At 66.0% G+C, this 12,144-nt stretch carries 9 protein-coding genes; 3 read left to right on the top strand and 6 right to left on the bottom strand.

From position 1 onward, the window contains the following. Nucleotides 1-188: 188 nt before the first annotated feature. The gene (locus ACUWEX_RS07435; protein ID WP_445995827.1) at nucleotides 189-2,267 is read right to left on the bottom strand and encodes a DNA gyrase/topoisomerase IV subunit B; all 2,079 of its coding nucleotides are present in this window, start codon (nucleotides 2,265-2,267) and stop codon (nucleotides 189-191) included. Between the two features lie 168 nt (nucleotides 2,268-2,435). Here ACUWEX_RS07435 and ACUWEX_RS07430 point away from each other — a divergent pair, with 168 nt between their 5' ends. Further along, on the top strand, nucleotides 2,436-2,681 hold the full coding sequence (locus ACUWEX_RS07430) for a DUF7455 domain-containing protein (RefSeq protein ID WP_445995826.1): 246 nt from the start codon (nucleotides 2,436-2,438) through the stop codon (nucleotides 2,679-2,681). A gap of 172 nt (nucleotides 2,682-2,853) precedes the next feature. Here the strand turns inward: ACUWEX_RS07430 and ACUWEX_RS07425 are convergent, their stop codons facing one another. The 5 genes from ACUWEX_RS07425 to ACUWEX_RS07405 all read right to left on the bottom strand — a co-directional run bounded on the left by ACUWEX_RS07425 (nucleotide 2,854) and on the right by ACUWEX_RS07405 (nucleotide 8,901). Continuing rightward, complete coding sequence (locus tag ACUWEX_RS07425) at nucleotides 2,854-3,594, bottom strand: type 1 glutamine amidotransferase (protein ID WP_445995825.1); 741 nt, start codon at nucleotides 3,592-3,594, stop codon at nucleotides 2,854-2,856. Beyond that, a complete protein-coding gene (locus ACUWEX_RS07420) occupies nucleotides 3,591-4,778 on the bottom strand; it encodes a Mur ligase family protein (protein ID WP_143785352.1) in 1,188 nt (395 codons plus the stop codon). Before ACUWEX_RS07420 ends, ACUWEX_RS07425 begins: the two co-directional genes overlap by 4 nt. 109 nt (nucleotides 4,779-4,887) lie before the next feature. Then, nucleotides 4,888-6,222 carry an RNA polymerase sigma factor gene (locus ACUWEX_RS07415; RefSeq protein ID WP_445995824.1) on the bottom strand — a complete coding sequence of 445 codons (1,335 nt, stop codon included), beginning with the start codon at nucleotides 6,220-6,222 and terminating at the stop codon, nucleotides 4,888-4,890. Nucleotides 6,223-6,539: 317 nt separating this feature from the next. Continuing rightward, complete coding sequence (locus ACUWEX_RS07410; protein ID WP_445995823.1) at nucleotides 6,540-7,862, bottom strand: MFS transporter; 1,323 nt, start codon at nucleotides 7,860-7,862, stop codon at nucleotides 6,540-6,542. A gap of 106 nt (nucleotides 7,863-7,968) precedes the next feature. Continuing rightward, nucleotides 7,969-8,901 carry a proteasome assembly chaperone family protein gene (locus ACUWEX_RS07405; RefSeq protein ID WP_079727501.1) on the bottom strand — a complete coding sequence of 311 codons (933 nt, stop codon included), beginning with the start codon at nucleotides 8,899-8,901 and terminating at the stop codon, nucleotides 7,969-7,971. A gap of 125 nt (nucleotides 8,902-9,026) precedes the next feature. On the opposite strand from ACUWEX_RS07405, the gene ACUWEX_RS07400 reads away from it, so the two are divergent. Continuing rightward, complete coding sequence (locus tag ACUWEX_RS07400; protein WP_079727963.1) at nucleotides 9,027-10,562, top strand: leucyl aminopeptidase; 1,536 nt, start codon at nucleotides 9,027-9,029, stop codon at nucleotides 10,560-10,562. A gap of 101 nt (nucleotides 10,563-10,663) precedes the next feature. Beyond that, nucleotides 10,664-12,082 (top strand): dihydrolipoyl dehydrogenase, encoded by a 1,419-nt coding sequence (lpdA, locus tag ACUWEX_RS07395; protein WP_445995822.1) that lies wholly within the window; start codon nucleotides 10,664-10,666, stop codon nucleotides 12,080-12,082. Nucleotides 12,083-12,144 lie beyond the last annotated feature (62 nt).

Raw genomic sequence — 12,144 nt, 5'->3', positions numbered from 1 at the left:
CGATGTGGCTGCCGAGCTCACCGAAACACGAACGCTCCGCTCCACGGACGCTCCGCTCCGCCGCATGATCGCTCCGCTCCACAGGCTCGCCGGTGCAACTACTCCGGGGCTCGTCGCGGAACGGCACAGCGTGCACAGCTGACAGAGGCGGATCGCTGTTAACGTAACGCCCCGATCCCCTACGGGTGCTAGACGTCGATGCTGTCGCGGTTCAAACGATCCGAGCTCTCGACGATGAACTCCTTGCGCGGCGCCACCTCGTTGCCCATGAGCAGTTCGAAGACCTTGCCGGCCATCTCGGCATCCTGCACCTGCACACGTCGGAGCGTGCGGTTCGAGCGATCCATGGTGGTCGTCGCCAGCTGGTCGGCATCCATCTCGCCGAGACCCTTGTAGCGCTGAATCGGCTCCTGGTAGCGCTTGTTGGTGCGCTTGAGCCCCGCCAGCACTCCGGCCAGTTCGGCCTCGGAATAGGTGTAGATCGTCTCGTTGGGCTTCGACCCCGGGTTCATCACGACGACGCGGTGCAGCGGCGGCACGGCGGCAAAGACGCGACCCTCTTCGATCATGGGCCGCATGTAGCGGAAGAACAGCGTGAGCAGCAGCGTGCGGATGTGGGCGCCGTCGACGTCGGCATCGCTCATCAGGATGACCTTGCCGTAGCGCGCCTGCGAGATGTCGAATGAGCGCCCCGACCCGGCGCCGAGCACCTGGATGATGGAGGCGCACTCGTTGTTCGACAACATGTCCGACACGGAGGCCTTCTGCACGTTGAGGATCTTGCCGCGGATGGGCAGCAGCGCCTGGAAGTTGCTGTCTCGGGCGAGCTTGGCCGTGCCGAGTGCCGAGTCACCCTCGACGATGAAGAGTTCGCTGTGCGCGACGTCGCTCGATCGGCAGTCGACGAGCTTGGCCGGAAGCGACGAGTTCTCGAGCGCGTTCTTGCGTCGCTGCGTCTCTTTGTGCGCGCGAGCAGACAGCCGCGACTTCATCTCGGCCACGACCTTGTCGAGCACGAGGGCCGTCTGCGCCTTGTCGTCGCGTTTCGGCGAGGCGAACAGCTCTTTCATGGCCTTGGCCACGACGCTCGAGACGATGCTGCGCACGGCGGGCGTGCCGAGCACTTCTTTGGTCTGCCCCTCGAACTGCGGTTCGGGCAAGCGCACCGTCAGCACAGCCGTGAGACCGGCGAGCACGTCGTCTTTCTCGACCTTGTCGTTGCCTGCCTTAAGGCGACGAGCGTTGAGCTCGACCTGCGAGCGAACGAACTTGAGCAGCCCCTGGTCGAAGCCCGCCTGGTGCGTTCCGCCCTTGGGCGTCGCGATGATATTGACGAAGGAGCGCATGATGGTCTCGTAGCCGGTGCCCCAGCGCAGCGCGATGTCGACCTCGCAGCGACGCTCGACCTCGGTGGGCACCATGGCCCCGCCGTCGGTCAGAACGGGCACGGTTTCAGTGAAGGTGCCATCGCCGGTCAGACGCCAGGTGTCGGTGATGGGCTGATCGCCCGCTAGGTAGTCGACGAACTCGGAGATGCCGCCGTCGTAACGGTATTCGGTGCGGATGGGATCATTGGCGCGCTCGTCTTCGATGATGAGCGTGAGGCCGGGCACGAGGAACGCGGTCTGCTGAGCGCGAGCCTGCAGGTCTTCGACGCTGAACGCGGCGCCCTTGGTGAAGATCTGACGGTCGGCCCAGTAGCGAATGCGCGACCCCGTGACACCGCGCTTCACCTTGCCCACGACGCGCAGCTCGCTGCCGTTCTCGAACGGCGTGAAGGGAGCATCGGGTGTGGGCTCGCCGTTGTCGGCGAAGATGCCGGGCTCGCCGCGGTGGAAGCTCATGGCATAGGTCTTGCCGTTGCGGTCGACCTCGACATCGAGGCGCTCGGACAGCGCGTTGACGACGGATGCGCCGACACCGTGCAGCCCACCCGACGAGGCGTATGACCCCGAGCCGAACTTGCCGCCGGCGTGTAGCTTGGTGAACACGACCTCGACACCCGTCAACCCGGTCTTGGGCTCGATGTCGACGGGGATGCCGCGAGCCGTGTCGCGCACCTCGACGCTGCCGTCGGGGTAAAGACGGATGTCGATGCGATCGCCGTGACCGCCGAGGGCTTCGTCGACAGAGTTGTCGATGATCTCCCACAGGCAGTGCATGAGGCCGCGGGAATCGGTGGAACCGATGTACATTCCGGGCCGTTTGCGCACCGCTTCGAGACCTTCGAGGACCGAGAGATGGCGGGCGGAATAGTCGGAGTTCACAAGCGTTAACTCTACGTGGAACCACCGACGTCCAATCCAATGACACCCACGGTGGCGAAGATATCTACGCGTACAGCGAAATACCCCGCACGGCTCCGATCGTTCCCAGAAGCGCGTGGTTACATAGCAAGTACGCGAGACCATCCCCACGAGTCAGGAGGGCACACCATGTCACACATCGCAAACGAAACAGGCATCGACACCGCTACGGGCACCGATGCAGCCCAGCAGCAACTGACCGCGGCCGACCGCTGCGACAGCTGCGGGGCCCAGGCTTACATCCGCGTGACGATCAACAACGGCGACCTCTTCTTCTGCGCCCACCACGGCCGCAAGTACCAGGAGAAGCTGTCCTCGATCGCTCACACGTGGCACGACGAGTCGTCGCGACTGTTCGAAGAGCAGCGCGCCTAGTCAGCCCATCCGTGCACGGCGTCACACGATGCCGCCGTGCACCCCACCGTCTTCGTGACGAACCATCCTTCTGACACGACGAAGCGCCCGACCATCAGGTCGGGCGCTTCTGTATTGTCTGAATGTATTCCGCGCTCATGGCCCGCTGAAGGCTCCGAGCGTTGCGAGTGCTCTAGCCGAGGTTCGCCTTGTCGATGAGCACCGTGCGCGCCAGGTCGACCACGCGGTCGATCGACTCGTGTTCGGCATTCTTCGTATAGGTCTCGCCGCGGCGCGTCGTCGCGACCTCGATGATGTGGTCGGTCAGCCGCGGGTTGAGCACGAGTACGGGCCCACCCAGGTGGGTTCCAACCGCCTCGTTCACGACGATGCCTTCGTGGCGCGCACCATTGGGTGCGACACGGTTGCCGCGTCCATTGCGCACGGTGCCGAGCGGCACTGCCGTGCCACCGTCGACAACGGACTCCGAGCTGTGGTTCTCCGTGCCGACGAGCAGCCCGTAGTTACTGTCGGCCGCGAAAGCGTCGGTGCGCACGCGCGCGACGTTGGCGTCGGTGTCCATCGGGAACACGCCCGCGCCCTGAACCGTGCCAGCCTCGCCGAACGAGACCGTGCGACCGAAGAGGTGGAAGCCTCCTCCGACCGCGATCATGGGCACACCAGCGGCGGCCCACGACTGCAGGGTCTCGGCGTGGCGCTGCAGCTCGGGCGCGATGGCGCGCACGGCGCTTCCCGGCCCCGAGCCGATGGTCACGATATCGGCGCCCTCGGGCAGGTCGTCGCCCTCGTTCACCTGGATCTCTTCGACATCGATACCGGCGAGTCGCATGCGGCGTGCCAGCACGAAGACGTTACCCACGTCGCCGTTCACGGCGAGGTAGTCGCGGTAGAGCTCAACGATCTTGATGGTCATGCCGCACCCGCTTCCAGGTCTTTGTAGCCCAGGTATTTGCGCGTCAGCAACATCTGGTCGTAGTCGAGGAAGAACGTGTGTCGCCCGCTCTTCGGCTTGGGACCGTCGAGCATGCGCTGCACCGCCTTCGTCGTGTCGCTCTCGATCACGCCGTATCCCTTGCCCTCATAGGCGAGGCGCAGGGCGATGAAGGCGCCCTTGGGGCCAGAGATCACGTCGACGTAGTCGAGCTTCGACAGGTCGGCTGTGTAGAGCCAGGACGGGTCGTAGCTGGAGTCGTCGTACGCGAAGAGCACCGAGTCGGGCACGCGGTCGAGCGAGTCGAGGTTGAGCTGCAGGCTCGCGAGGTTCTTGAGCATGAGAATCTCGATCTCGACGCCGTCCACCGTGAGGATCTCGCCGCGACCGTAGACGGTCTTGGTGGTCTGCACGGCGTGGATGGCTTTCGCAATGTCGAACTTCTCGCCGAGCGTCTTGCGCGCCAAGGTGAAAGCGGCGGCGATATCGACGGCGTAGTGCAACCCGCGAGCGGGCATGCGCACCGCGTGTTCGACGCCCTCGAACGAGATGGTCGCGTCATAGCCAGAAGCAGCGACCACTTCGGCCACCACGTGCCGGGGTGCGGCCGACGGGTCGGCCTTGCCTCCGGCATAGTCCGTGGCGGAGACCTGACCGTGCGGCGCGGCGGCGAGCACCTCGGCGTCGACGCCGAAGTAGTCGATCGCCAAACGACCCTCGTTCTCGATCGTGGTGCCGAGGTTGGCGAGGAAGTTGTCGTCGCGGTTGAGCGCGACGTAGTCGCTGACCTCGCCCAGGATGTCGCGGAACATGCCCGCGACTCGGTCGGGCTCGCCGAAGCGATAGATCTGGTCGACCACGAGGTTGAGGATGACGGCCGAGCGCGGCTTCACCTGACGGCAGATCAACTGACCGTAGGCCTCGTCCACCTCGAGGATGGCGATATCGGCGTCGAGCTTGCCCGTCAACGACGTGTCGGCAAGCAGCGCCGAGGCGATGCCCTGCGGCATGTTCGCGCCCGACGGGTTCGAGAACACCTTCAAGCCGTGTTCGCGCACGATGGCGGTCAGGATGTTGGTGGTCGTCGACTTGCCGTTCGACCCGAGCACCACGACGGCGCCGTAGGGCAGCTGCGACATCACGTCGCTGATGAACGTGGGCGCCACCTTCTGGGCTACGAGCCCCGGGAACGCACTTCCGCCGCCGCGCAACCGCGTTGCGAACCGGGCGAGCCGGCCCGCAACGACGGGGGGTACGAACGCGAGGCTTCCGGGCTTACTCAAGGTAGTCCCGAAGCGACTGCGACCGCGACGGGTGGCGCAGCTTCGCCATCGTCTTGGATTCGATCTGACGGATGCGTTCGCGGGTGACCCCGAACGTGTCGCCGATCTGGTCGAGTGTCTTCGGCATGCCATCGCCCAGGCCGAAGCGCATGCGGATGACTCCGGCTTCGCGCTCGGAGAGCGAGTCGAGCAGGCTTTCCAGCTGCTTCTGCAGCATGGTGAATCCCACGGCGTCGGCGGGAACCACGGCCTCGGTGTCTTCGATCAAGTCACCGAATTCGCTGTCGCCGTCTTCACCCAGGGGGGTGTGGAGAGAGATGGGCTCGCGGCCGTACTTCTGCACCTCGACGACCTTCTCGGGCGTCATGTCGAGTTCGCGGCTCAGCTCTTCGGGCGTGGGTTCGCGACCCAGGTCCTGGAGCATCTGGCGCTGCACGCGAGCGAGCTTGTTGATGACCTCGACCATGTGCACGGGGATGCGGATGGTGCGGGCCTGGTCGGCCATGGCGCGCGTAATGGCCTGACGGATCCACCAGGTGGCGTAGGTCGAGAACTTGAAGCCCTTGGTGTAGTCGAATTTCTCGACGGCACGGATGAGGCCCAGGTTGCCTTCCTGGATCAGGTCGAGGAACTGCATGCCGCGGCCCGTGTAGCGCTTCGCGAGCGAGACGACGAGTCGGAGGTTGGCACCGAGGAGGTGGCTCTTGGCACGGGCACCGTCTTTCGCGACCCAGGTGAGCTCGCGGCCGAGCTGCGTGCGCTTCTCCTGGTCGGTCATGTGCGACAGCTTGTCTTCGGCGAACAGGCCCGCTTCGATGCGCATGGCGAGCTCGACCTCTTCGGCCGCGTTCAGCAGCGCGACTTTACCGATCTGCTTCAGGTAGTCCTTGACCGGGTCGGCGGTGGCACCGGTGATAGCGCTGGAGTAGACGGGGACCTCGTCCTCGTCGTCGCCGCCGAACGAGAGCACCATGGCGCCCTGCGGCAGGACCTCGGCGGCGGCGGCCACGGCGGCCTTCTCCCCCGTGCCCTCTTCGACCTCGGCGGTCTCGTCGTCGTCGACCTCGATCGCGACGTCTTCGACGGGCTCGGCGTCCTCATCGGGCTCGTCGGTGGCTGCGGCCTTGGTGCCGCGCTTGGCGGTGGTGCCGGCAGCCTTCTTGGCGGGCGCCTTCTTGGCCGGTGCCTTGGCGGCGGGAGCCTTAGCGGCAGCTGCCTTCTTCGCCGGGGCCTTCTTGGCCGCGGCGGTGGTCTTCTGGTCGACGGTGTCGACCTCTGTTTCGGAGGTAACCGCTTCTGCAGCGGCTACGGCGGCCTTAGTGGCCATACGAACACCTTCCAGTCCCACGCGTCCCCGGAAGCGACGCGACTTTATTCGAGGCCCGTGTGTCAGCGATATCGCTCCCCCGCACACGGACGCAACAGGTATCGGACAGACACGCTTTCGCGTGTTTTCGGACATTACGAAGACCCATGTCAAGTCCTAAACGAACTCACCCGAAATCACGGTGCTTCCTTTTCCTGTGCGGATGCACGGAGGGAATCACGAGTTTCGGATGCGCCTATGACAAGACCGGGTCTCTGTCAACCATTATGCCACGGTTTTCTGCAAATCTGAGCCACGGACGGGGGTGCCTCGATGACTCAGCGTCGCCGTCCGCGCCTCAGCTTGTGTACCAGTGCAACCCAGATGGGGGCCACGCGTATTCCTTCTTCTTCGTTCTGGCGTCGACGCGTGCGACGGCGGGCGTGCAGGAGCATGACGACACCCGCACCGATGACCACGTATTGCACGCAGAAGGCGGCCCGGAACGAATCGAGCGAATAGAGCTCGGACGGCGAGTCGGCGCCATGGCCGAGGGCATCCAGCACGGTGCCGATGAGGAACATCATGACGAAGCTGGCGAGGAACCCGCCCACGTTGACCACGCCATTGGCCGAGCCGAGCACGCGCGTGGGGTTGAAGGTGCGCGCGAAGTCGAAGCCGATGAGCGAGCCCGGGCCGCCCGCGCCCAGAACGATGAGGAGCAGAAGCACGAGCCAGAAGGGCGGCGTTCCCGGCCAGAGCAGAACCGCGGTCCAGGCCACCGCCATCGCGAAGACGATGCCCAGCACGAGATTCGACCGGCGATAGGGGTAGCGCGCCGTCAGCAACCCGAGGAGCGGCCCGAAGACCACGCCGGATCCCACGATCACGAGCAGCATCGCGGCCGCGAAGCCCTCGGAGTAGCCGAGGCCGTAGACGAGGAACGGGATGCCCCAGAGCAACGAGAAGACCGTTCCGCTCGACTGTGTGACGAAGTGAGCCCAGAAGCCGAGCTGGGTGCCGGGGCGTTTGAAGCTGAGCTTCAGCTGGTGCAGGGCCTCGCCCCAACTGCTCACGCGTGGCGGCTCGATCGAGTCGCGCGGTCGGTCGCGGATGCACGCGAGGCCGAGAACGAGGGCCAGCGCGGCCATGGCGGCGGCGAAGAGGAAGGCCGGCTGCCATCCGAATGAGTGCAGAACGAACGCGAAGGGGATGGCGGACAGCACCTGGCCGAGCTGGCCCAAGTTGCCCACCCACTGCGACAGCTGGGGCACGATGCGCCCCTGGAACCACGAGGTCACCAGACGCATGACCGAGACGAAGATCGCGGCATCGCCGGCACCGACGAGGATGCGACCGCCGATCGCCTGCGGGATGACCTCGGCGAACGCCATGAGGCTCTGGCCGATAACGAGCATGACGAGCCCCGACATGATGAGCACGCGGGGGCCCAGGCGGTCGATGAGCACGCCCACCGGCACCTGCATAGCGGCATAGACGATGAGTTGAAGAACGGCGATCGACGACAGGGCGGCGGCGGATGCGTCGAACCGGTCGACGGCCGAGACCCCTGCCACCCCGAGAGTGGTGCGCTGCATCACTGCGGCGATGTAGGCGAAGACGCCGATCCCGAAAACGAGCCAAGATCTGCGAGAGTTCACCGGACAACCCTACGCCTGCTGCGCACAGCGGATGACAGTCGAGCGCTAGACGGATGCCGCCGGCTAGAGAAGAAGGCGCGCCGAACGAGTGCGCCGGGTGAAACTGCTAGCGCCAGTCCTCGGGGCGACGCTCGTCTCCGCCACGGCGACCCGCGAGGAACTTCTCGAGCTCGGCCGCGATCTCGTCGGCCGACGGCAGCCCGCCCTCGGAGTCGACGAGCGGCGACTTCAGCGCGCTCCCCTCCATATAGGTGTCGTAGCGCTCCTCGAGCGTTCCGACGAGGCGCTGCAGCTCTTCGTTGCCCGCGACCTGCTCGTCGATGCGCGAGACGAACTCGCGACCGTCTTCGCGCAGGGAGTCGGTGGGCAGGATGAGCCCGGTGGCGGCGCTGATGCTGTCGATCGCGGCGAGGGCCGCCGACGGATACTCGGTGTCGGCCAGGTAGTGCGGAATCAGGAGCGCGAAGCCCGAGACATCCGCCCCGCGCGCCGCGAGCCGGAACTCGAGCAGGTGCAAGACGTTGGCCGGCACCTGCGTGTGCGGGCGCCAGACGCTCATCGACTCGATCAGGTCGGAGCGGTTGCCCGAGACCGTGACGCCGATGGGGCGCGTGTGCGGAACGGGCATGGGGATGGCGTGCACCCACGTCGTCGACGCGACCTCGAACTGGTCCATGAGGTCAAGCACCTGCGCGATGAACCCGTCCCAGCGGAAGTCGGGCTCGTAGCCCGTGAGCAAGAGGAACGGCTGCTGCAGGTCGTCGAAGGCGAGGCTCAACTGCAACTTCGCGGGCGAGTAGTCGCTCACGTGATCTTGATTGAAGTAGATGATGGGACGTCGCGCACGGTAGTCGAGCAGTACGTCGTTGTCGAAGACGGCGACGGGTTCAGAGGTCAGGGCGCCCAGGGCGTACTCGTTGAACTGCGACGCAGCGGAACCCGCATCGGAGAAACCCGTCAGTGAGACGACGAGGTCGAGGCCGCTCGGCACCCGTCCGAAGGCGTCGGTGGTCTGGTACAGCCGGTCGGTCTCGTTCATCCTCCAACTCTAAACGGGGCCATGGCCGGAGGTGGCTCGATCGGGCCGTCGGGCGTCGCGCCGAGAGCGAACAGGCGCGGGTGCGGGCACCTGGCGCCCAGCAACGAGCACCTAACATGGATGGAATGAGCGTTCCGCAGATCTCCCTCACCGTCCGATCGACCACCGAATACGGAAGTGGGGCGAACGACACTCAGCCCGACATCATCCTGCTGGCCGCGCGATCGACCGCCGACGGCCCGGCCCTCGTGACTCTCGACGGCAGCGTCGACACCGACGCCATCGAGGCCCAGCTGCGTCAGGTGGGGTCCACGGGTGCCAAGGACGGGCTCGTGCGCTTGCCGGCCCCCGCGGGCACCTCGATCCCCCTGGCCGTCGCCGGGCTCGGTTCGACGGTGGATGCGGCATCCCTGCGTTACGCGGCCGGCTCGGCCCTCCGCCAGCTGGCCGGTCAGTCGACCGTCGCCATCGCTATCGCCACGCAGTCGGCAGATGAACTCCAGGCGCTCGCCGAGGGTGCCGCCCTGGGTGCCTACGCTTTCCTCGACTACCGCAGCGCCTCGCTCGGCGAGCACAAGCAGGCCGTCGAGAACGTCGTCGTGCACCACACGGGCGAGCATGTCGCCGACGGGTCGGATGAGGCATCCCACGTCGCCGCGCACGCCTCCGCCGTCGCCGAGGCCGTGTCGACCGTCAAGAACCTCGTCAACACCCCGCCGTCCGATCTCTACCCCGAGACGCTCGCCCAGGCAGCCGTCGAGGCCGCGGCAAGCCTCCCCATCGACGTCACCATCTGGGACGAGGAGCAGCTCGTCGCCGAAGGCTTCGGCGGCATCATGGGCGTCGGCCAGGGTTCCGCTCGCCCCCCGCGCCTCGTCAAGCTCAGCTACTCCCCCGCGGGCGCCTCGAAACACCTCGCGCTCGTCGGCAAGGGCATCACCTTCGACACGGGCGGCCTCTCGCTGAAGCCCGCGGGCTCGATGATCGGCATGAAGTACGACATGGCGGGTGCCGCGAGCGTATTGGCCGTCGTCGTCGCCGCCGCGCGCCTCGAACTGCCCGTGCGCCTCACATCCTGGATGTGCATCGCCGAAAACATGCCGTCGGGTCAGGCCATGCGCCCCGACGACATCCTCACCATCCGCGGCGGCACCACCGTCGAGATCAACAACACGGATGCCGAGGGCCGCCTCGTTCTGGCCGACGGCCTCGTCGCCGCGAGCGAGGAATTCCCCGACGCCATCGTCGATATCGCCACCCTGACCGGCGCCCAGCAGGTCGCCCTCGGCAACCGCTACTCCGGACTCATGGGAGACGACGCGTTCGTCGCCCAGGTGAAGGCGGCAGCCGACGCCGTCGACGAGCCCATGTGGCCCATGCCGTTCGCCGAGGAACTGCGTAAGAAGCTCAATTCGCCCATCGCCGACCTGCAGAACGCCAAGCTCGGCCAGACCGCCGGGGGCATGCTGCTCGCGGGCGCGTTCCTGCGCGAATTCATCGGTGACACCGAGGACGGCAGCGGCACCATCCCCTGGACCCACATCGACACGGCCGGCCCGTCGAACAATACTGACGCCGCCTATGGGTTCACGGGTGGAGGTCCGACCGCGTCGGGCGTTCGCACACTGCTGAAAGTGGCCGAAGAGTTTAGCCGCCCGTAGTAGGCTCGAATGGGCAAAGGATGCCCGCCTCTGCGCCACCTGAGAACCAGGCGGGCGCACACCAGCAACACGCACAACCAGATGCTTGAGGGAGAAGTTCAGTGTCGGAAACCAACCCGTCCGGAAACACCACGTCTGAGAACCAGGGATCGAGCGACACGTTCGACCTGGTCGTGTTGGGCGGTGGATCAGGCGGATACGCCGCAGCGTTGCGCGCGTCAGAGCTCGGCTTCACCGTCGGCATGATCGAGAAGGACAAGGTCGGCGGCACCTGCTTGCACCGCGGCTGCATCCCCACCAAGGCGCTGCTGCACTCGGCCGAGATCGCCGACGGCGCTCGCGACTCCGAGAAGTACGGCGTGAAGGCCACGTTCGAGGGTGTCGACATCCAGGCCGTCACGGCCTACCGCGAGGGCATCGTCGCCAAGAAGTACAAGGGTCTGCAGGGCCTCGTCAAGGCGCGCAAGATCACGACCATCGAGGGCGAGGGGCGTCTCACGTCGCCCACCACCGTCCAGGTCGGCGACCGCACCATCACGGGTAAGAACGTCATCCTCGCCACCGGCTCCTACAGCCGCTCGCTGCCCGGCCTCGACATCGGCGGCCGCGTCATCACGAGCGAGCAGGCGCTGCAGCTCGACTTCATCCCCAAGAAGGTCGCCGTGCTCGGCGGCGGTGTCATCGGTGTCGAGTTCGCGAGCGTCTGGAAGTCCTTCGGCTCCGACGTCACGATCATCGAGGCGCTCCCCCACCTGGTCCCCAACGAAGACGAGTCGATCTCGAAGTCGCTCGAGCGCGCGTTCCGCAAGCGCGGCATCAACTACTCGCTCGGTGTGCGTTTCCAGAGCGTCACGCAGAACGATGACGGCGTGGTCGTCACGCTCGAAGACGGCAAGACCTTCGACGCCGATCTGCTGCTCGTTGCCGTCGGTCGCGGCCCGTCCACGGCCAACCTCGGCTACGAAGAGGTCGGCGTCACGATGGACCGCGGCTTCGTCATCACCAACGAGCGCCTCGAGACGAGCGTGCCCGGCGTCTTCGCCGTGGGCGACATCGTCCCCGGCCTGCAGCTCGCGCACCGCGGGTTCCAGCAGGGCATCTTCGTGGCCGAAGAGCTCGCGGGCCTGAAGCCCATCGTCATCCCCGACATCAACATCCCCAAGGTCACCTACTGCGACCCCGAGGTTGCCTCGGTCGGCTACAGCGAAGCCAAGGCCAAAGAGCAGTGGGGCGACGACAAGATCTCGACCTACGACTACAACCTCGCCGGCAACGGCAAGAGCGAGATCATCGGCACGACCGGGTCGGTCAAGGTCGTGCGCGTCAACGACGGCCCCATCGTCGGTGTGCACATGATCGGCGCCCGCGTCGGTGAGCTCATCGGCGAAGGCCAGCTCGTCGTCAACTGGGAGGCCTACCCCGAAGACATCGCGCCCCTCATTCACGCGCACCCCACGCAGAACGAGGCGGTCGGCGAAGCATTCCTCGCGCTGGCCGGAAAGCCTCTGCACGCGCTTTAGGTCGAACGACAGAAGCACCAAGACAAACAGTCACGAATTAGGTTTTTGAAGGAGTTAAGGTC

This window comes from Okibacterium fritillariae (assembly GCF_052783725.1).
Note: the sequence above shows the minus strand (reverse complement) of the source record. Positions and strands in the feature narration are given on the sequence as shown.

Coding starts and splice junctions, on each gene's coding strand:
- ACUWEX_RS07430 (WP_445995826.1), top strand. CDS start 2,436: ATGTCACACATCGCAAACGAAACAGGCATCGACACCGCTACGGGCACC.
- ACUWEX_RS07425 (WP_445995825.1), bottom strand. CDS start 3,594: ATGACCATCAAGATCGTTGAGCTCTACCGCGACTACCTCGCCGTGAAC.
- ACUWEX_RS07415 (WP_445995824.1), bottom strand. CDS start 6,222: ATGGCCACTAAGGCCGCCGTAGCCGCTGCAGAAGCGGTTACCTCCGAA.
- ACUWEX_RS07405 (WP_079727501.1), bottom strand. CDS start 8,901: ATGAACGAGACCGACCGGCTGTACCAGACCACCGACGCCTTCGGACGG.
- ACUWEX_RS07400 (WP_079727963.1), top strand. CDS start 9,027: ATGAGCGTTCCGCAGATCTCCCTCACCGTCCGATCGACCACCGAATAC.